The following is a 20334-nucleotide window of genomic DNA, read 5'->3' on the forward strand; positions in this document are numbered from 1 at the left end:
CCTTTTTTCTGATTGAAGGAGAAATAGATGACAAAACCAATGATTGATTTTAAAAATTTTACTTTCCAATATCATAGTCAAGCTGAGCCAACCTTAAAAAATATAGATTTATCGATTCAAAAAGGTGAAAAAGTGCTGATTGTCGGGCCTTCCGGCAGTGGGAAATCGACTTTTGCCAACTGTATTAATGGTTTAATTCCCAATCAATATGAAGGGAAAATCGAAGGATCGGTAGAAATTGATGGTCAAAATATTGCCGACCGTTCACTTTTTGATTTATCTTTTAGCACTGCAACTGTTTTGCAAGATACCGATGGGCAATTTATTGGCTTAACGGTAGCAGAAGATATTGCCTTTGTTTTAGAAAATGATTTGGTTTCCCAAGCTGAAATGAAAAAACAGGTAGCTCATTGGGCTGAAGTTGTTGATATTGACCAGCATTTGGAAAAACGCCCACAGGATTTATCTGGCGGACAAAAGCAGCGGGTGTCGATGGCCGGCGTCTTAGTCAATGAAGCACCGATTTTATTATTTGATGAACCATTAGCAAACCTGGATCCGAAAGCTGGTAAAGAAGCAATTGCATTAATTGATCAACTACATAAGGAAACCGGCGCAACTATTTTGATCATTGAGCATCGTTTAGAAGATGTTTTAGACAAGCCAGTAGACCGGGTAATTGTTTTTAGCGAAGGGGAAGTGGTGGTTGATACCACGCCAGATGCATTACTGAAATCGACTACTTTGGCAACCCATGGTATACGTGAGCCTCTCTATGTAACGGCTTTGAAATATGCGGGTGTTGATTTAAATCAATTGACACAAATTGACCAATTGGAAAAAATCGATGGGCCAGTTGTCAAAGAAAAGATGGAAGTTTGGCAATCTGCCCACTTTGATTTGCCAAAATTAACTGAAAAAGCCCCATTATTGGAATTAAAAGATTTGATTTATCGCTACGGTCAAAATGAACCGCTGGTAATTGATCATTTAACTACCACTATTAACAAAGGTGAACGAATTGCAATTGTTGGGAAAAATGGTGCTGGAAAATCAACTTTATTTAAAGCAATCTGTGGCTTCATTAAACCTCAAGGCAGTCTAAAATGGGAAGGTCAAGAAATCGCCAAAGAGTCCATTAAAGAACGGGCTGATAAAATTGGTTACGTGATGCAAAATCCGAATCAAATGATTTCAAAAAAATTGATTTTTGATGAAGTTGCCTTAGGCTTAACTTTACGAGGGGTTAATGAAATTGAAATCAAAGAACGGGTGGAAAAAGCTTTAAAGGTTTGCGGCTTATATCCATTCCGGAAATGGCCGATTTCAGCTTTGAGTTATGGACAAAAAAAACGGGTAACGATTGCAGCGATTTTAGTATTAGAGCCGGAAATGATTATTTTAGATGAACCAACTGCCGGTCAGGATTTTCGCAATTATACTGAAATGATGCGCTTTATTGAAGAGTTAAATCATTTAGGTAAAACGGTAGTCATGATTACACATGATATGCATTTGATGTTGGAATATTCAGATCGGGCCCTCGTGGTTAATCAAGGGAAAATCTTAGCTGACACTACACCGATTGATGTTTTAACTTCACGGGATTTGGTTGAACAAGCATCGCTAAAAGAAACTAGCTTGTTTACTTTTGCGGAAAAAATCGGTTTAGCCGATCCAGTCGAATTTACCCGGAAATTTATTCATTATGATCGTGAGGTGAGACGTTAATGGAAAATAATCAGACCTTAGGTTATCATCCCGGTGAGACAATATTGCATCATTTAAATGCGACAGCCAAATTGATTTTTCTATTATTAGTCTCGATTGCCTGCATGACTACTTATGATACCCGCTTTTTGATTGTCATTAGTATTTTATCTTTGGCAATGTTTAAAGTGGCTAATGTGAAATGGTATCAAGTGTCATTTGTGATCAAATTTATTGTCTTCTTCTCGATTTTAAATTTATTAGCAGTCTATATTTTTCAGCCAGAATATGGGGTGCAGTTGTATGGTACTCGCCATGTGATTTTCGCTGGTTGGGGACGTTTTACTTTGACGCAAGAACAATTATTCTATTTGTTTAATCTAGTATTAAAATACTTTTGTACGATTCCAGTGACATTGATTTTCTTATTTACTACCAATCCTAGTTCTTTTGCTTCTAGTTTAAATAAGATTGGGGTCAGCTATAAAGTCAGTTATGCAGTGGCTTTAGCTTTACGCTATATTCCTGATATTCAAGAGGATTTTCAAAATATCTCGCAAGCGCAACAAGCTCGTGGTTTTGAAATGTCTAAAAAGGGTAAGTTGATGCAGCGGGCAAAAGGAACAGCTCAAATTGTTTTGCCATTGATTTTTTCTAGTTTAGATCGAATCGAAATCATCAGTACGGCAATGGAGCTACGGCGTTTTGGTCAAAAGAAAAAGCGCACTTGGTATGTAGATCAACCGTTTCAAATGAAAGATTATCTCTTGATTGCACTTAGTATTATACTCGTTTTAATTACGATAGCTTTATTTCATGTCAATGGCGGACGTTTCTATAATCCATTTAAATAAATAATTTTTACAGACGGAGCCTTTCTGGTTTCGTCTTTTTTATTTTTCAAGAATAAAATTTAAAAAAGTGAAAAAATAATAGTGAATATAACAAGAATTTTTAATCAAAAATATTTCTATTAGTGCAATAATAAAAGGAGAGAACGCGCGGTTTTACACTAGAAAAAAGCGGGAAAATTTAAAATGCACGAATGATCGAAGTAAAATCAAGGTTTGTTGCACTAACTAAAGTGCAAACATTTCATATTGTCGTAAAAACAGAAAGCGCTTATATTTAAGCCATAAGGAGCGAGAAAAATGCAACAATTAAGTAAGAGAGAACTTAGAATCCTGCTTTACTTATTAGAAAATTCCGAACCAGTGACGACGCAAAAGTTAGCTGATGAAGAAGCAGTCAGTGTTCGAACGGTGAAATACGCTCTAGATAATATTCGACTATGGCTAAAAGAACGGCGCTTGCAATTAGGCAGCAAACGCAGTCAAGGAATCTGGATTGAAGTCAATGGTTCAGAACGGATGAAACTAAAAAGTGAGCTGATGGCAGTTGATCGCTTGGAGTTATTTCCTGATCAAGGCTTGCGGTTAGATCGTTTGATTATTCAATTATCATTGAGTAAGTCAGCCACTACTGCGCAAGAATTAGCTGATCGTTTGAAAGTTAGTAAAGATACGATCATGAATGACTTTGTTGTTTTAGAAGAGAAGCTAGCACGAAGAGAGATGGAATTATCACGTCAAACGGGAAAAGGTTTTTCAATCACGGGGACTGAAAGAGAAATTCGCTTATTGATCGAAGAAGTCTTGCAACAAGGTTTCACCGATTACGACATCTATCGCATCATGGAATTATTGTTGCAGGGAGAAGAATGCGATCGTTACGAGATTTATTCAGCTTCCCAAACCTTATTGCAAGAAGTTTTTAATCAAGCCATTGTCAGTTTAAGAGAATTATTGGCTGTCGAAAATTTAGATGAATTAAATTATTCTGAGCTATTAAATATGCTGATTCGCGTTTCTGTTGCCGCTACGCGAATCCAGTCAGAAAACACGATTGGTGGCTATCAATTATTGCAAACAGATCAAATTAATCGCGAAGAATTGGCATATCAATTAATGTCGGTTATCTCAGCTAAGTATCATTTACCTCTTTTTGAAGACGAATATCGTTATATTTACAGTGATACTTTTGATAGCGGACCGCAACAAGATGTGATGACCTTGACGAAAGAAATTATTTCACAGGTTAGCGAAAATCAAAATTATCCATATAGTCAAGATCCAGTACTATTAACCAATTTATATGCCCATCTGTCTTTGCGTTTTACCCGCAAACAAAAATATGTCAATGAATATAATCCTTTCAAAGATGAAATCAAAGCCAATTATCCCAGCTTATTTGCCGCAATTGAGATGGCCGTAAAAAAAGAGATGATTGATGAAAGTCTCTTGGTGAACGATTCATTTATTGCTTATATCGCTTTACATTTCTTGGTTTCCTTTGAAAAAGAAACAGATTCACGACGTGTCAGAGCAGTCTATGTTTGTTCCACTGGTCTAGGCGTCACTAGTTTAATCAAACAAAAAATTTCAGAAGAGCTATCTAATCTTGAAGTGGCTGCCTTTGCTTCGGTCTTAAATGCTCAAGAAATAGTCAAAAAGAAAAACCCTGATTTAATCATTAGTATTTTTCCGATTGAAGGCGTTGATCGACCTTTTGTGAAGGTACATCCTTTGCCAACGAAGGAAGATTTGAGAAAAATCCAAGTTGAAATTAAGCGAATTCTTGGTCAAGACAATCAAAAAACACCAAATAGACTTGGCTTAGCCAGGGGTCCAATCAATCATGATTCGGCTGAATCTTGCAGTAAAGATTTGATTTTAAAAGGGTATACAGTTTATGAGCGTCTATTGGTGTTATTGAAAGATCACTTAATTATTGAATATCGAGAGGGCTTTTTACTCCATGTCTTGTTATTAGTGCATCGGATTACCTTCGAGCAACAATATATCTTAGAAGGCGGTCACGAAGATCAACGAATCATGCAACAAAAAAATTTAGTTGAGCAAATTGAAGCTTTGTTCGCTGAAAATAATTTAGCCATTAATAAATCAGAAATTCATGCGTTATTTGCGTATCTGAGAGAGGAGTAAATCATTGGAATTGTCAGTCGATGCCAAAAAAATTATCGCTGAAAGTCAGCAAAGAAAAGCTCTAGAGGAACTGATTGATTTTGTCGAAGAGCAGTTAAAAACGCCAGCGATTGAATTATCAGAATTACAGTGGACGGTCTTAATTAATCACTTGAATGAAATGTTAAAACGCTCGGAAAATCATGAGGCAATTCAAGAAGTTGATGCCAGTATGTTTAATGAAGTATCAGAAGAATCATTAATGATCGCCAAAAAAGTTGTCGATTTTATCGGTCAGCTACCAATTGATGAAATGTATGTCTTATCGATTCATTTTGAAGCAGCAAAAAACAATTAAAAATTAGGGGGAAACAAAAATGATTACAGTAGTTATCGCAGATCGCATGGGTAAAGGACAAAATGTCGCAAAAGGAGTAGAAGCAGCAGGTGGAAAAGCAGTAGTTGTTCCAGGTATGGGTGCCGATATGCGGCTAGGTGATGTGATGCAACAAGAAAATGCAGATATGGGAATTTCATTTTGTGGCAGTGGTGGCGCAGGTGCTTTAACCGCCGCAACAAAATATGGTTATCCTGAACGTCACGGCATGCGTTCAGTTGAAGAAGGCTTGACTGCCATCAATGATGGAAAAACGGTTTTAGGCTTTGGTTTTATGGACCAAGAAGAATTAGGCAAACGTTTGACGGAAGCTTTTGTTAAAAAACACGGCTTATAGGAAGTGATGAAATGACTGCACAAAAAACAACTCAAAAAAAAGTCATTGTTAACGGCAAAGGTGATTCAAAGCAACATGCCTTTGCGGCAGCATTAGGTGAAATTCAGCAAAAATTAATGCAAGAATCAGAGGTTCTGTTACGAGTTGAACCGCTTGAAGTCGAAGTTTTGGCAGCAACCGAACAAACTTTTACCGAACGATTTTTATTTTTCTTTTTTCCGCGAAAACGGACCAACTATCAAGTTCAGTTGGCAGTAACGGTGGAAGTCAGTGAAATAGATTTGACACTGGTTCCTTTCATGCAAGAAAAGATTGCTGATCCGGAAGGGATTAACCTGCCTTTTGTATCCAAAAAAATAAAAACTAACTAAAGAGAGGAAGTTATTTCGTGGATTTTGCAATTATATTAATTAAATCAATCATCATTGGCGGATTGTTAGGTTTTTCTGCATCAGTCGGTGCAGCTCGAATGTTTCATGCTCCTAGCACTCAAGGTTTAGGTGCTTTTCGGACATTGGGAGAAATGAATGCCTGCATGGGCGATCCTGCTTCGCATTTTTCTTTCGGTTTAGGGTTCTTCTTTAATGCTTGGGCATCAACTGTTGGTGCCGGTGCCTTCACGCAAGATGTGACCCACCGGATCGTTCCCAACTGGGCAGCCGCAGCTTTATTATTCAAAAATAAAAATGTTGGCGAAACCGTCCATAATCCTAAGAAAATGGGGATTGTCGGCGCCGTGATCGGGGCTGTCGTAGTAGCCTTTTTAAATTCAACTGCCGCAGCTATTCCAGAATCTTTACAAGTCACAGCAGTCGCAGTCTTAGTTCCGGCAGCAACAATTTTAATTAATACCGTAATGCCGGTTATTTTCTGGCTAGCAGCTTTAGACGCAGGCAAACGAACTGGTTTCTGGGGAACTTTATTTGGCGGACTTGCACAATTAATCATGGGTAACGCGGTACCAGGTGTGGTATTAGGGATTTTAATCGGTAAAGGTGTTGACGAAATCGGTTGGAACAAAGTTACTAAGAGTATGATGGCAGCAATTATCTTACTGTTCGTGTTAAGTGGCTTCTTCCGTGGTTTCGATTTACAAATGTTGGAAAGCTTCAAACTTTCAGCACCAAATTGGTTAGATAATCTGCATGGTATTTTTAATATCGAATAAACAAAAGAAATTTCTGAAGAGAAGCTTTATGCATAAAAATTAGGAGGAGAATCATGGAGAATACGGAACAGTGGGAAAAAGAACAAGAAGAGATATTGGCCGCACAAAAACAAAAAAGTTTCTGGTTTGCGGATTGGTCATTTCCGATTATTGTAGGCTTGATGTCGGCAGCTGTTTTTGCGGGAACCCATATGTATGTTACTTATGGCGTGGGCGCCTTTAATGAAGTATCGATTGTAGCAATGTTAAAAGCTGGTTTAGATGGCGGATCTTATGGTGCGGCAGCGGCTTTTGGCGCTAGTTTCTTATTTGCCCGAATTTTAGAAGGTTCATTAGTCGGTATTTTAGATTTAGGCGGTTCAATTTTAACAGGAATCGGGATTGGGATTCCAGCGATTTTTCTTAGTATGAAAATTACTGCGCCAATTGATAACTTTGCTTTGTCATTAGCGACAGGTTTAATTTTAGGTGCGTTAGTCGGTGGAGTGATAATTTTGATTCGTAAGTTTACGATTAATCAATCAAACTCGACTTTTGGCGCGGATGTGATGATGGGTGCCGGAAATTCGTCTGGTCGTTTCTTAGGACCATTGATTATTTTAAGTGCTTGTCTAGCATCCATTCCCATCGGCATCGGTGCAACTTTAGGCGCATTAGCTTTTTATGCATGGAAAAAACCAATTGCCGGTGGCGCAATTTTAGGTGCGATGATTTTAGGTGCACTTTTCCCTGTAGCGATTAAATAGAAGGAAGGCAGTTCATAAATGTTTGATAAATTAATCAAAAATGGGAAGCAAATCGACGGTAGTAAAATTGAGATTGCAATTTCAGCTGGAAAAATTGCCAAAGTCGACACAACGATTACTGATGAAGCAAAAGAAGTCATTGATTTAAAAGATGATTATTATATTTCAGCTGGCTGGATTGATGATCATGTTCATTGCTATCAAAAGATGAAATTGTATTACGATTTTCCTGATGAAATTGGCGTAAAAAAAGGGGTAACCACAGTGATTGATGCCGGAACCACCGGCGCTGAAAATATCAATGATTTTTATCAGTTAGCAGAGGCGGCAAAAACCAACGTTTATGCATTACTTAATATTTCAAAATGGGGCATTGTCGAGCAAGATGAATTAGCTGATCTTACCAAAGTGCAAGAAGATTTAGTTCATCAGGCTTTAATGGAGTTGCCTGAATTTATTGTAGGGATCAAAGCTCGCATGAGTAAAACAGTTGTGGGAGAAAATGGGATTACACCACTAGAATTGGCTAAAAAAATCCAAGCGGACAATCATGATTTACCTCTGATGGTGCATATTGGATCAGCGCCGCCAGAATTACAAGAAGTATTGACAGTGATGTCAAAAGGTGATGTCTTAACCCATTGTTTTAACGGAAAACCCAATGGTATTCTTGATCAAACAACCCAAGAGATTAAAAGTTTTGTTTGGGATGCTTATCGTAAGGACATCATTTTTGATATTGGTCATGGAACAGATAGCTTTAATTTTAATGTTGCAGAAAAAGCATTTGCAGCAGGAATGAAAGCTCACTCAATTAGTACCGATATTTATGTTCGTAACCGTGAAAATGGCCCTGTTTTTGACTTAGCGACAACGCTAGAAAAATTACGAGTCGTTGGCTATTCTTGGGAAGAAATAATCGAAAAAATCACAGTTGCACCGGCTAAAAATTTCAATTTAAACAATAAAGGGAAAATAGCTGTCGACTATGATGCTGATTTAACCATTTTTGAAATTATCCCAGCAGACAAAGAATTAATTGATTCTAATGGTTTTACTAGAATGGCAATCGAACAGATTAAACCCCATCAAACAATCATTGGAGGCGTCCTTTATGACAATTAATTTTGAAAAATTAGGCTTGAAAGAAGTTATTAATGCCTCAGGTCGCATGACTATTTTAGGGGTTTCAAAAGTTTCTGAGAATGTTTTGACAGCCCAACGTTTTGGTGGTGAACACTTTTTTGAAATGAGTCAGTTAGCCATCCAGACTGGGGCCTATTTAGCTAAATTATTAAAAGTGGAAGACGCACAAATTGTTTCTTCCGCTTCAGCTGGAATTGCCCAATCAGTGGCGGCCTTGATTGGTGCTGGAGATTTATATCATGCTTACCATCCGTATACTGACAAAATCAATAAAAGAGAAATCATTTTACCGAAAGGTCATAACGTTGATTATGGGACACCAGTTGAAGTCATGGTGGAACAAGGTGGCGGACAAGTGATTGAGGCAGGTTATGCCAATATGTGCGGACCAGACCATTTAGAAATGATGATTACAGAAAAAACAGCGGCGATTTTATATATTAAAAGCCATCACACTGTTCAAAAAAGCATGCTGACGGTTGCTGAAACGGCAACTGTAGCGAAAGCACACAAGATTCCACTAATTGTCGATGCAGCAGCGGAAGAAGATTTATTTAAATATATTCAAGCGGGTGCAGATTTAGTGATTTATTCTGGTGCCAAAGCGATGGAAGGGCCAAGTGCTGGTTTAGTCATCGGTAAAAAAGAATATATTGAGTGGATTCGGCTGCAAGGCAAGGGAATCGGTCGCGCCATGAAGATTGGTAAAGACAATATTTTAGGTTTTACACAAGCGGTGGAAGATTACTTAGTCCATGGTAGTGAAGCCGGCAGTGAAATGAAGGCGAGAATGCTTCCTTTTATCGCAGATCTTAACGAAATTTCAGATTTATCCGCCGAAGTCGTTCAAGATGGTGCCGGTCGCGATATTTATAGAGCCAGCGTCAAAGTCAGCGGCGAAAAAAATGCCAAACAAGTGATTGAAGAACTGAAAGAAAAAGATCCTGCAGTTTATACGAGAGAATATCAAGCTAATAATGGCATCATCGAATTTGATGTACGCTCAGTGAATCAAAGTGAAATGACAAAAATTGTCAATCGATTAAAAGAAATTATGTAGGGAGTTTAATTATGTCATTAAGTCCAAAATATTATCAAGAACGGGTTTGCTTAAATGTTTTAGCAAATTCAGTTGAAAATGCAAAAGATTGTTATGAAGCTGCTGAAGGTTATGTAGTTTTAGGTGTATTGTCAAAAAATTATGCCAGCGACGAAGCGGCCATTGAAGACATGAAAAAATATCAAGCAGCGACAGAAAATGCTTTATCGGTGGGACTTGGTGCGGGTGATCCAAACCAAAGTCAAATGGTAACCCGCTTATCTGGAGTTTTACAACCGCAACATGTGAATCAAATATTTACTGGCGTTGGTGCTTCACGAGCATTATTAAATCAAAATGAAACAGTTATAAATGGTTTGGTTTCTCCAACCGGAAAAGTTGGTTTTGTAAATATTGCGACTGGCCCGTTAAGCTCAAAAGCGCCAGAAGCAATCGTGCCAATCGAAACAGCCATTAAATTATTACAAGATATGGGCGGTAGCTCGGTAAAATATTTTCCAATGAAAGGCTTAGCTCATAAAGATGAATTCAAGGCAGTGGCTGAAGCTTGTGGCAAGTATGATTTCTATTTAGAACCAACTGGCGGGATTGATCTAGAAAACTTTGAAGAAATCCTACAAATTGCTTTAGATGCTGGTGTGAAGAAAATCATTCCTCACGTATATAGCTCGATCATTGACGGAACAACTGGCGATACTCGACCAGAGGATGTAGCAACTTTACTTTCGATTATTAAAAAAATCGCATAAAAAAGCAGCAGCGACGTGAAATTTTCCGTCACTGCTGCTTTTTAAATTTTGGCTAAAATTAATTTACGGAAACTCTCAAAATCTTTGACTTCTTTGATTTCTTGATAGATACCCGCAGAATCAAAAACCGATATCAAGGCTTCGTAAATTTCGGTAAAATACCGTCGGTCAACTTCATTAATGGCTGCCAATAAAACCAATTGAACTTTTTTTGTTCCCCATTGAATCCCATCTTTGGCAATAAAAATCGAAATTGTCGTTTTTTCAGCTTCCATATAGACGGAATGGGGTATCGCCACTGCTTCAAAAGCTGTGGAAGAAGCCAATTCTCGTTCTAAAACATGGGTATAAAAATCTTCTGAAACAATTTCTGCACTTTCTAATTGCTGACAAATTTTCTTCAAGACGGTCATTTGATTGGTTTCATTTTTTTGACAGGTAAAGAATTGTGGATCAAAATAATCATCGAAATTCTTGGCTAAAATACGATGTTTTCTATGTAATCGTATTTGCCCAACTTTAGATAGAAGTAACAAGCGCTGCTCTTCAGTGAAAATAGGCGAAATTTGAATGGTTTGAAAACTTGAGCTGGCAGGTACCGGTAAGGTCGTAATCAATAACTCAATATCAGGTGTTTTTAATTGATTATAATCGGATATCACCGCTTCAATCTTTAAATCATTGCCAAATTGCTGGTGCAGTTGCTCATATAATTTTTCATCTAAGTTCATATATTGTGGGCATAGTAAAACCGTCGAAATTTTAAAGAGATCTTTTTTCTGTTGTTCTAATTCAGAACCCACATGGAGCGCAATATAAGCCGCTTCATCTTCAGCCACATCAATCGATAAATAATGATTTAGACGTAAAGCAATAAAGACTGCGATATCATAAACAATCGGAAAATCTTTTTTCATGGAAGGCAACATTGGGTTTTTTAAAGAGGTTGCTTGCTTTGCTCGGGAAAAAAGTCCGCTAATATGCAACGAAAAAGGCACTAAGAAAGATTCACTAGTTAAATTGACACCAAAAGTCTGGCAGGTGTCACTGACGATATTTTGCACCGCTGTCATAATATCAGCACCGACAATCTGCTCCAATTCATCCAGATTATTGGAAGGAATATAGTTGACATTGGCTTGGAAAATCATATGAATTTCTTCTTTTTCATGATGGTTCAAGACTAGATCAAAATCTTTTTCAATCGCATGAATCATTTGCGTCACTAGTTTGGCTTTGTCTTCTCTCAGCCAAGAACTAAACCAATTACGACTGATGAGAGAATGATCATTACGAACTGACTCCAGTAAAATCAGTAGATGCAACATCAAATTAATAAATGAAAAATCATTAAGGCGGTATTTAGTCGCTTGCAAAGTTTCAGTAATAATATTCGCCAGCTTGGTTACGTCATTTTGGTTAAAGTTCTCTGCTAAAATTTCTTGATTGATGAATTGATGGGGGACTTCCTCGAAAATAACGTAGGAAAGCAATTGACGTTTGTCTTTCTCCTCACCGATGATCTGTAAAGTGTCATTTTTAATCATGAATTTGACGTGGTATTTGGCAAAGGACTGGTTCATTTTAGCGACGTCAGTTTTCAAAGTAGCGTAGCTGACAAATAATTCCTCACTTAAGTCAAAAATATTCAATTGGCGATTTTCAATCAGACTTTTTTTAATCAAATAAAAAGAGCGCTCTTTAAAATTTTGTGGGAGGGCTTCTTTTTGCGGTGTCTGACTCAAGATTTTTTGTCCCGCTTGATGTTCGATTTGATAGCCTAATTGTGAGGATAAAATAACGGGATTTCCAGATGATTGATTGATTTCATAGATATAATTTTTAATTGTTCTGACGGACACACCAATTTTTTCAGCCAAAATACGGGCCGAAGTTGGGTGCTGTTGTTGTAAAAGATAATCAATTAATTGTGCTTGTTTGGCTTTCATAGGTGGCCTCCTTACAACACTTTATAAATATTATAACGTGGATTAAAACCAGATGATATATTTTTTTGCACGGGGGTGTGCAATTGTTTAGTTGAGGGTGTAAGTGCAAATCAGCCATAATACGAAGTGTAAAGAACAACGAGTTAAATAAAAAAGATACTGGAGGACAGCAAAATGAAAACGGTTAATATTATGTTATGTTGTGGCGCAGGAATGTCGAGTGGCTTTTTAGCTCAAAAAACTAGAAAGGCAGCGAAAAAACGTGGCATCGGTGGTTCTATTGAAGCCCGCAGTGAAAGCGAGATTAGTCAATATCTTGATAGCATCGATATTTTATTATTAGGTCCACATTACGCTTCTTTTAAAGAGGAAATGACGGAACAAGCAAAACCTTTTAATGTCACAGTCGATGTGATTCCGCAAGATATTTACGGCATGTTAGATGGCGATGGGTTATTAGATTTTGCTTTAGCTAAATTAGAAGCATAAGGAGGCACAAACATGAAAAAGTTTATGGATTGGCTAGCGAATTCCTTTGCACCTAAAGCCAAGATTCTAACTCAAAAACCTGCAGTAGCTGGATTGTCCAGTGCGATGCAAAAGTTAATTCCTTTTATCATGACTGGTTCGATTGTATTTTTCTATAATGTTTTTCGTTCGTATATTCCACAGTTACCAGACCTAGGAAATATTTCTAATTATTCTTTTGGAATGATCGGTTTGATCGCCTCTTTCATGGTAGCCAATCAATATATGGAAAAGTTAAAACATCCTAAGTATGCCATTACCGCAGGAATCGTTGCAATTTGTTCGTTAATGATGACGCTACATCCGGTGGGTGCTGAAGAAGGCTTTTATGATATGGGACGCGTTGGACCGACTGGGATTTTAATTGGTGTCATTGTCGGTGGTGTCGTCAGTATTATTTTCCATTTATATTCGAAACTGAATTTATTGAAAAACAGTGAAATGCCAGATTTTGTCATTGAGTGGATTCACAATATTATTCCAATCTTCTTGAGTTTGGCATTGTGGTCAACCTTAATCTTTAGTTTCAAATTAGATATCTTTGACATTATTTTAAATCTTTTTGAACCGATTCAAAGTTTCGGTCAATCATTACCAGGTTTAATCTTGTTAGTATTAATTCCCGCTTTCTTCTATTCAATGGGAATTTCGACTTGGTTGTGGTCAGCGATTCAAAATCCGATTTTTATTGCCGGAATTGCTGCCAACGCTTTAGCAGTGGATCAAGGCAATGCGGCTATGAATATTGTTACCAATGAAACTGTTTATAGCTTAGGTTTAATTATGATGGGCGGTACAGGTGCGACATTGGCCTTAAATTTATTAATGTGTTTCTCAAAATCAAAAAAATTAAAAACGTTAGGTCGAATTTGTATCGCCCCTTCGATTTTTAATATTAATGAACCAATTGTCTTTAGTACGCCGGTGGTGATGAACCCAATCTTAATGATGCCAATGTGGATTAATTCCATTACAGGTAGTTGCGTCGTTTGGTTTGCGATGCGTGGTGGTTTACTGAATATTCCAGAACAATTGATGCAAGTAGCTCAGATTCCGGCACCGATTTCTAGTGTCATGATTTTACAAGATTTCCGAGCAGTTCTTTGGTATATCTTATTGTTCGCGATGTATCTAATTACTTGGTATCCATTCTTTAAAGTGTATGAAAGAGAACTTTTAGCTGATGAAATTCAAACAGAAGAAGCGCCAGCAATGCCTGCTGCCTCTGTTAGTCCACAATAAATGAGGTGTAAATTATGATGGAAGAAAAAGAAATGACAGAAAACGAATTAATCCCAGTAGCGATGCAAATTATTTTACACGCTGGTAATGGTCGAACGAAAGCCCAGGAAGCCATCAAATTGGCGAAAGAAAATGATTTTGTGGCAGCAAAAGAAGCTTTAAAAGCTGCCAAAGACAATATTGTTTTGGCTCACAAATCCCAAACTGCAGTCATTCAAAATGAAGCAGCCGGTAAAAGCTATGAGCCCTGTTTATTGTTTACTCATGCGCAGGATCATTTAATGACAATTTCAAGTGAAGTAAGTTTAACAAAAGATTTGGTCGAGTTTTTCGAGTTGATAACCAATAAGCTTGAAGCAAACTAACTGATACGAGGTGAGAATCCTCCGTTTCTCACCTCATAAATATTTAAAAATTTTTCAGATACAAATTAGAAGGAGTTTTGACTGTGAAAAAATTTGGACTGGCTTTATTAGCTATCGTAGCAGTTAGTTTTAGCTTTTTTGGTGGAGTAAATAATGCTGAAGCCAAAGGAAATACCGATAATCAAGAAAAACCAATCACGATTTATTTAGTCCGCCATGGAAAAACTTGGTTTAACACAACCGGCCAAGTGCAAGGTTTTGCTGACACCCCATTGACAGATGTAGGGATTGATCAAGCAAAATTGGTAGGTGGATCTTTGGCTGATGTTAAATTTTCCGGTGCTTATTCTAGCGATTTAGGACGACAAAGGAGCACTGCGCAATTAATTTTAGCTGAAAACAATAAAAAAACACCAACATTAACTGAAAACAATGGCTTCCGCGAAAAAAACTTTGGTGGCTTTGAAGGTCAAACCAATGAAGTTATGTGGAATACAATCATGGCACCTCATGGACTTGCCTATAAGGATGATTGGTCAGATTATTCAGCATTGGTAGAAGCGTTAGGTGGAGAGGCTGGCGTTGTCGATGCGATTGCCGCAGCAGATGAAACTGGTACGGCAGAAAACTTTGCCACTGTCCAAAAACGTGGACTGGCAGGTATGAAAAAAGTTATTAAGCAAACAGAGAAAAAAGATGGCGGCAACGTATTAATCGTTTCTTCCGGTGGCATGATTCCAATATTGTTAGAAGAAATCGTCCCAGGACAATATCAAGGTGAAGATATCGGCAATTGTAGTATTACCACTTTGAAGTATCAAGCTGGAAAATATACATTAGAAAAGTTAGCTGATACGAGTCATTTAGATGAGTAGTTTTTTAATCAAGGTAAATTGATGTAGTCCGTTATTGACTCATCCTTAATTTAAATAAAAAGATGAGGAGCGAAACAACATGCAAAAAGAATTTCCAAAAGATTTCCTATGGGGGGCTTCAACTAGCGCCTATCAAGTAGAAGGGGCCGCTGCTATCGATGGCAAAGGCGTTTCACAACAAGATGTGATCAACCAAGAGCGACACGAAAAATTTGGTTTTGCTGATGCCAGTGTAGCCAGCGATCATTACCACAAATATAAGGAAGATATCGCCTTGTTTAAAGAAATGGGCTTCACTAGTTACCGTTTTTCGATTGCTTGGTCACGAATTTTTCCAAATGGAGATGGTGAAGTCAATCAAGAGGGGGTTCAATTTTATCGAGATTTAATCAATGAATTGAAAGCCAACGATATCGAACCAATCCCAACTTTGTATCATTATGATTTGCCTTGGCCTTTGGTAGAAAAATATGGCGGCTGGTTATCTCGGGAAGTGGTAGATGATTTTGCGGTCTTTGCAAAATATATTATTAATGAATTTAAAGATGATGTGAAATATTGGATTACCATTAATGAGCAAAGTATTATCGTGCAATATTGGACGCAAAAATGTTATATTCTGCCAGAATATCAAGACAATAATCAGTTGCGCTATCAAATCAATCATCATATGAACTTGGCGCAAGCTATTGCTGTGAAGTATGTTCATGAAGTAGGTGGTTTAGCAGGTCCGGCTTTAGGTTATTCACCGATTTATGCCAGAACTTGTAAACCAGAAGATCAAATTGCGGCTTTAAATGCCAATGATTTAAGAAACAGCTACTACTTGGATGTTTATTTCAAGGGTTACTATAATGTCGCAGCTTTAACTTATTTGAAACAAAATGACTTGGCACCAGAAATGGCTGCTGACGATGAAAAATTATTCGCTGAAAACTTGTCAGATTTCTTCGCTATTAATTATTATGACAGCAATTGTGCTCATGCTTGTCCAGAAGGGGCTGAGCGACGCTGGTCCGGATATAATTTAACTGGTAAAAAAGGTGATATGTCTGGTTTTGAAACCCATCCTGGATTTTATCAAATGTGTTCAAACCCTGAATTAAAAACAACAGACTGGGATTGGGCAATCGATCCGATTGGTTTGGAATATGTTTATCGTGATTTGTATACTCGCTATAAGATTCCATTTATGATTACTGAAAATGGCTTAGGTGCTTACGATGAATTAACGCCTGATGGCAAAATTCACGATGATTATCGAATTGATTATTTACGGGAGCATATTAAAGCCACCAAGCGAGCGATGGATCTTGGTGTTGAAGTGATCGGCTACATGCCTTGGTCAGCTTTAGATTTACTGTCTACAAGTAACGGCTACAAAAAACGCTATGGCTTGATTTATGTCGATCGCACAGATGACGACGAAAAGGAATGTGCCCGTATCAAAAAAGATTCTTTCTACTGGTATAAAAATGTGATTGCTAGTCAAGGAACTGAATTATAAAAAGTAGCAGACGGATTTTCCGTCTGTTTTTTGGTCTAGCTAGTAAACAGCGAGTCCAAATAACCCACGTTGACACTGGGAAAGAGAGTATAATATAGTTATCGAGAAGAATTTAAGAGTGAAGCAAAGTTTATTTGATGAACGGGGTTGTATTTTTGAGCGTAACAATGTCTATCTAGATGAATTTAATAGCCGATAAGCAATTGTTTATTTGGCGTGTCTATAGATATTCTTACATTCTCAATCATCATTCATATGAACTTGCTTATAACGAGTGTCAGTTGAATCATACTATTGAGGGCTAGGAGAAATCCTAGCTTTTTGTGTGCTTTTATTTGACGACGTTCAGTAGACATCCATAAATAAACCATTGCCTGAAGGCGAATCCGATTTTAAATTTCAGGAGGTTTTACTTTGAAACAAAGTAATGCAAAACGCCAGTGGCACGTCAATGTTCAATTATTTTTAATGAGTCAATTTTTAACAGGAATCACCAGTATGACTGTTCAGTATGCCATCATCTGGTATCTGACTGAACAAACGAAATCCGCAACGATGCTGAGTTTTGCGACATTATTAGGGATGCTGCCGATGGTTGTATTAAGCCCATTCGTCGGTCCGTATGTGGATCGCTTGAACAAAAAAGGACTGTTGGTTGTGCCAGATTTGATTGCGGCTTTATTTGCGATTATTCTATCTGTCACCGGAATAGTTACCGGAACTTTCCCATTTTGGCTGATTTATGTCTCTTTATTTGTTCGCGCGGTGACGCAAACATTCCAGACACCGACGATCCTATCGATTTTGCCAACGATTGCGCCAAGAGAAGAATTAACTAAAGTCAATGGACAACTAGGCATGGTGCAATCCGCCAATAAAATCATTGCTCCAGGAATTGGCGCGTTTCTTTTTGCCCTTATGCCGTTGCATTTATTGTTGCTTTTAGACGTTTTAGGAGCATTCTTAGGTCTAGTGTTGTTACTTTTTGTAAAAATACCGAAAACTGCAACGCATTCCGGCAATACACTGGCACTTGAAGATACAAAACAAGGGATCAGAGACCTGCGCAGTAAAAAAGGTTTGTGGATTACCGTGCTGATTGGCGCCATATCCTCCATCTTTATTATGCCAGCCGCCAGTATGTATCCTTTAATGACGATTGGTTATTTTGAAGGAACTGTCAGCAACGCAGGATTTGTCCAAATTATTTACTCGATCGGAATGTTGGTAGGTGGATCAATTATTGGTGTCTTTGGAAACTGAAAAGACCGTATGAAGCCTTTAATCATTGCTTATCTAGTCATCGGAATCACGTTAGCAGCAAGTGGTCTTTTACCTGCAAATAATACTGGATTAATCTGGTTTATCATTTTTAGCGCCTTTACCGGGATAGCTGCACCATTTTTTGACACCATATTAATGGCAATGATCCAGCAAACTTTTCCAATCCAGCAGCTAGGAAGAATCATGGGTGTAGTCATGGCATTATTAAGTTTACTAGCATCAGTCGGTCTAATTTTCGCCTGTCCAGTAGCCGATCGCATCGGTGTAGAAAAATTATTTATCATTGCCGGATGGGGGATTATCTTATGTGCCATTATTAATTGGCTGATTGCTCCAGCAAAAAATTACGATAAACAGTTACAAGAAAAAGGTGTAATGGAACGTTATAAATAAATCGATTTTTCATGAATAATTTTCTATTTTAATTGATTTAGTAGGAAAAAATAAAAATCTAAAGTTAGAAGCCATTTATCAAGGCTTCTAGCTTTTTTGTCTGAAATTAGTTTAGTCGTTACTGATTCGGTGGAGATTACAGGCGAGCAATGGAGTGGGGAGACCTGTCCACCGTCTTTACAACCAAAAGTTCGACGAACATTTCTACATGCTAGATGCTAGTAAATATGAAAATATCGCAAACGCTGGCTGTGAAAAAGAATGGATGGCATTCTACGCTTGAGAAGACATAGAAATTCCAATCTAGCGCGTGTTTAATCCGAATCCCAAGATGTGGGATCGGATCATTATACGTTGAGCATCGATGGAAAATCTTGGTTGATTACAGAAGGTTGGAAAGCAGAAGGCACCGCTTCTTAAGGAAAATAAGTGTATATAAAAAAAGTCAGACTGTCTGATCTTTTTTCGTTTTTATCATAACCAACAGGCATAACAGTGTGTTCTTTATAAGTATTAGCTATTCGAATGGCGGGCTTCTATACTAAATGTAACCAGCAGGAAAATATTTTTCTTGACTTAAAGTCAAGGTGAAGCTTTAGACTGCATTTATCAAAGAAAAGAGGTCATCATCATGGAAGAAAAATTAAATTTAACAATAGAATGGGATAAAGTTTTCCCGCAAAGTCAACTGGTGAATCATCGTAAAGTCACCTTTCACACTCGTTATGGCATTACTTTAGCAGCGGATTTGTTTGAGCCAAAAAATATTTCTGGCAAGCTTCCGGCGATTGCAGTTAGTGGACCATTTGGCGCAGTCAAGGAACAATCTTCTGGTTTATATGCCCAAAAAATGGCAGAAAATGGCTATTTGACTATCGCTTTTGATCCGTCTTTTACTGGTGAAAGTGGCGGGACACCGAGATATGTGGCGTCACCCGATATTAATACGGAAGATTTTCAAGCGGCGGTGGATTTTTTATCGGTTCAAGACAATGTTGATCCAGAAAAAATTGGGATTATCGGAATTTGTGGTTGGGGCGGTATGGCGTTGAATGCGGCGGGGATCGATACAAGAATCAAGGCGACAGTAGCGGTCACTATGTATGATATGTCACGGGTTAATGCCAATGGTTATTTTGATGCGATGGACCAAGAAGCCCGTTATCAAGCCCGTCAAAATTTAAACGCCCAAAGAATTGAAGATTACAAAAAGGGTGAGTATGCTTTGGCTGGTGGTGTAGTGGATCCATTACCGGAAGATGCGCCTTATTTTGACTATTATAAAACCGACCGCGGCTATCATCAGCGTTCGTTAAATTCAAATAACGGTTGGAATGTCACTTCGGCTTTATCATTTATGAATATGCCTTTATTACAGTATATTCATGAGATTCGCAATGCTGTTTTACTGGTTCACGGGGAAAAAGCCCATTCGCTATATTTTAGTGAAGATGCTTATAAAAGTCTTACTGGCGACAACAAAGAATTAATGGTGATTCCAGGCGCGAGTCATACCGATCTGTATGATCAACTAGAGATAATTCCTTTTGAAAAAATCACCCAGTTTTTTGATCAAAATATTAAATAGTAACATAGAGGGGAAGATTAAGATGATCAAACCTCACATTACTGTGCATATTTTTAGTTGTTGTTCGAGAAATGATATCTTTAACTATCCACCAAGAATGACCCGTGGTAGAGACTATAGTTCTTTGATAATTACCTTTAAAATGCATCTGTAAAATCTTAATATAGTTTATCAACTGCTACTTCTAGCCCATTCTTACATCATAAACCGAACTAAACTAGTGAAGTGTTGGATGCCATACTCAGCTTATACCAAAATATCAGAACAGAAACTTGTAAATACTAAAAATGACGCTCAGTTTTGTGA

At 37.7% G+C, this 20334-nt stretch carries 19 protein-coding genes and 1 pseudogene; 19 read left to right on the forward strand and 1 reads right to left on the reverse strand.

Annotated features, from left to right (window positions below; all coding sequences use genetic code 11):
• The first annotated feature begins 27 nt into the window (after positions 1-27).
• The 11 genes from KUA55_RS08240 to dagF all read left to right on the forward strand — a co-directional run bounded on the left by KUA55_RS08240 (position 28) and on the right by dagF (position 10297).
• On the forward strand, positions 28-1731 hold the full coding sequence (locus tag KUA55_RS08240) for an ABC transporter ATP-binding protein (protein ID WP_218325724.1): 1704 nt from the start codon (positions 28-30) through the stop codon (positions 1729-1731).
• Positions 1731-2564 (forward strand): energy-coupling factor transporter transmembrane component T family protein, encoded by an 834-nt coding sequence (locus KUA55_RS08245; protein ID WP_218325725.1) that lies wholly within the window; start codon positions 1731-1733, stop codon positions 2562-2564. Before KUA55_RS08240 ends, KUA55_RS08245 begins: the two co-directional genes overlap by 1 nt.
• Positions 2565-2861: 297 nt before the next feature.
• The gene (locus tag KUA55_RS08250; protein WP_218325726.1) at positions 2862-4715 is read left to right on the forward strand and encodes a BglG family transcription antiterminator; all 1854 of its coding nucleotides are present in this window, start codon (positions 2862-2864) and stop codon (positions 4713-4715) included.
• A 4-nt stretch (positions 4716-4719) separates the two neighbouring features.
• A complete protein-coding gene (locus KUA55_RS08255; RefSeq protein ID WP_218325727.1) occupies positions 4720-5052 on the forward strand; it encodes a PRD domain-containing protein in 333 nt (110 codons plus the stop codon).
• Between the two features lie 19 nt (positions 5053-5071).
• The gene (locus KUA55_RS08260) at positions 5072-5428 is read left to right on the forward strand and encodes a glycine-rich SFCGS family protein (RefSeq protein WP_218325728.1); all 357 of its coding nucleotides are present in this window, start codon (positions 5072-5074) and stop codon (positions 5426-5428) included.
• An 11-nt stretch (positions 5429-5439) separates the two neighbouring features.
• On the forward strand, positions 5440-5799 hold the full coding sequence (locus KUA55_RS08265; protein WP_218325729.1) for a DUF4312 family protein: 360 nt from the start codon (positions 5440-5442) through the stop codon (positions 5797-5799).
• A gap of 17 nt (positions 5800-5816) precedes the next feature.
• Positions 5817-6596: a DUF4311 domain-containing protein gene (locus KUA55_RS08270; protein WP_218325730.1), complete on the forward strand. Its 780-nt coding sequence runs from the start codon at positions 5817-5819 to the stop codon at positions 6594-6596.
• A 53-nt stretch (positions 6597-6649) separates the two neighbouring features.
• Positions 6650-7342, forward strand: coding sequence for a DUF4310 family protein (locus tag KUA55_RS08275; protein ID WP_218325731.1), 693 nt, complete (start codon positions 6650-6652; stop codon positions 7340-7342).
• An 18-nt stretch (positions 7343-7360) separates the two neighbouring features.
• Positions 7361-8467, forward strand: a complete 1107-nt coding sequence (locus tag KUA55_RS08280) for an amidohydrolase/deacetylase family metallohydrolase (protein ID WP_218325732.1) — start codon at positions 7361-7363, stop codon at positions 8465-8467.
• A complete protein-coding gene (locus KUA55_RS08285; RefSeq protein ID WP_218325733.1) occupies positions 8457-9548 on the forward strand; it encodes a DgaE family pyridoxal phosphate-dependent ammonia lyase in 1092 nt (363 codons plus the stop codon). The genes KUA55_RS08280 and KUA55_RS08285 overlap by 11 nt, the downstream gene beginning before the upstream one ends.
• Positions 9549-9559: 11 nt before the next feature.
• The gene (gene dagF / locus KUA55_RS08290; protein ID WP_218325734.1) at positions 9560-10297 is read left to right on the forward strand and encodes a 2-dehydro-3-deoxy-phosphogluconate aldolase; all 738 of its coding nucleotides are present in this window, start codon (positions 9560-9562) and stop codon (positions 10295-10297) included.
• A 41-nt stretch (positions 10298-10338) separates the two neighbouring features.
• Here the strand turns inward: dagF and KUA55_RS08295 are convergent, their stop codons facing one another.
• Positions 10339-12246 carry a BglG family transcription antiterminator gene (locus KUA55_RS08295; protein ID WP_218325735.1) on the reverse strand — a complete coding sequence of 636 codons (1908 nt, stop codon included), beginning with the start codon at positions 12244-12246 and terminating at the stop codon, positions 10339-10341.
• A 174-nt stretch (positions 12247-12420) separates the two neighbouring features.
• Between KUA55_RS08295 and KUA55_RS08300 the strand changes: the two genes are divergently transcribed.
• The 8 genes and pseudogenes from KUA55_RS08300 (at position 12421) to KUA55_RS08330 (ending at position 20028) form a co-directional block, all read left to right on the forward strand.
• Complete coding sequence (locus tag KUA55_RS08300) at positions 12421-12735, forward strand: PTS sugar transporter subunit IIB (protein WP_218325736.1); 315 nt, start codon at positions 12421-12423, stop codon at positions 12733-12735.
• 12 nt (positions 12736-12747) lie between these two features.
• Complete coding sequence (locus tag KUA55_RS08305) at positions 12748-14016, forward strand: PTS sugar transporter subunit IIC (RefSeq protein ID WP_218325737.1); 1269 nt, start codon at positions 12748-12750, stop codon at positions 14014-14016.
• A 17-nt stretch (positions 14017-14033) separates the two neighbouring features.
• The gene (locus tag KUA55_RS08310; protein WP_218326151.1) at positions 14034-14381 is read left to right on the forward strand and encodes a PTS sugar transporter subunit IIA; all 348 of its coding nucleotides are present in this window, start codon (positions 14034-14036) and stop codon (positions 14379-14381) included.
• A gap of 83 nt (positions 14382-14464) precedes the next feature.
• The gene (locus KUA55_RS08315) at positions 14465-15256 is read left to right on the forward strand and encodes a histidine phosphatase family protein (protein WP_218325738.1); all 792 of its coding nucleotides are present in this window, start codon (positions 14465-14467) and stop codon (positions 15254-15256) included.
• Between the two features lie 79 nt (positions 15257-15335).
• A complete protein-coding gene (locus tag KUA55_RS08320; protein ID WP_218325739.1) occupies positions 15336-16763 on the forward strand; it encodes a glycoside hydrolase family 1 protein in 1428 nt (475 codons plus the stop codon).
• A gap of 468 nt (positions 16764-17231) precedes the next feature.
• A pseudogene (locus KUA55_RS08325) lies at positions 17232-18440 on the forward strand (MFS transporter).
• Positions 18441-18564: 124 nt separating this feature from the next.
• Positions 18565-18723, forward strand: a complete 159-nt coding sequence (locus KUA55_RS18710) for a hypothetical protein (protein WP_425514609.1) — start codon at positions 18565-18567, stop codon at positions 18721-18723.
• 348 nt (positions 18724-19071) lie between these two features.
• On the forward strand, positions 19072-20028 hold the full coding sequence (locus KUA55_RS08330) for an alpha/beta hydrolase (RefSeq protein WP_218325740.1): 957 nt from the start codon (positions 19072-19074) through the stop codon (positions 20026-20028).
• Positions 20029-20334 lie beyond the last annotated feature (306 nt).

The organism is Enterococcus alishanensis (assembly GCF_019218635.1).
GTDB lineage: Bacteria > Bacillota > Bacilli > Lactobacillales > Enterococcaceae > Enterococcus_A > Enterococcus_A alishanensis.

Coding starts and splice junctions, on each gene's coding strand:
- KUA55_RS08310 (WP_218326151.1), top strand. CDS start 14,034: ATGGAAGAAAAAGAAATGACAGAAAACGAATTAATCCCAGTAGCGATG.
- KUA55_RS08330 (WP_218325740.1), top strand. CDS start 19,072: ATGGAAGAAAAATTAAATTTAACAATAGAATGGGATAAAGTTTTCCCG.
- KUA55_RS08320 (WP_218325739.1), top strand. CDS start 15,336: ATGCAAAAAGAATTTCCAAAAGATTTCCTATGGGGGGCTTCAACTAGC.
- KUA55_RS08240 (WP_218325724.1), top strand. CDS start 28: ATGACAAAACCAATGATTGATTTTAAAAATTTTACTTTCCAATATCAT.
- KUA55_RS08265 (WP_218325729.1), top strand. CDS start 5,440: ATGACTGCACAAAAAACAACTCAAAAAAAAGTCATTGTTAACGGCAAA.
- KUA55_RS08285 (WP_218325733.1), top strand. CDS start 8,457: ATGACAATTAATTTTGAAAAATTAGGCTTGAAAGAAGTTATTAATGCC.
- KUA55_RS08305 (WP_218325737.1), top strand. CDS start 12,748: ATGAAAAAGTTTATGGATTGGCTAGCGAATTCCTTTGCACCTAAAGCC.
- KUA55_RS08245 (WP_218325725.1), top strand. CDS start 1,731: ATGGAAAATAATCAGACCTTAGGTTATCATCCCGGTGAGACAATATTG.
- KUA55_RS08300 (WP_218325736.1), top strand. CDS start 12,421: ATGAAAACGGTTAATATTATGTTATGTTGTGGCGCAGGAATGTCGAGT.
- KUA55_RS08280 (WP_218325732.1), top strand. CDS start 7,361: ATGTTTGATAAATTAATCAAAAATGGGAAGCAAATCGACGGTAGTAAA.
- dagF (WP_218325734.1), top strand. CDS start 9,560: ATGTCATTAAGTCCAAAATATTATCAAGAACGGGTTTGCTTAAATGTT.
- KUA55_RS08295 (WP_218325735.1), bottom strand. CDS start 12,246: ATGAAAGCCAAACAAGCACAATTAATTGATTATCTTTTACAACAACAG.
- KUA55_RS08275 (WP_218325731.1), top strand. CDS start 6,650: ATGGAGAATACGGAACAGTGGGAAAAAGAACAAGAAGAGATATTGGCC.
- KUA55_RS08250 (WP_218325726.1), top strand. CDS start 2,862: ATGCAACAATTAAGTAAGAGAGAACTTAGAATCCTGCTTTACTTATTA.
- KUA55_RS08260 (WP_218325728.1), top strand. CDS start 5,072: ATGATTACAGTAGTTATCGCAGATCGCATGGGTAAAGGACAAAATGTC.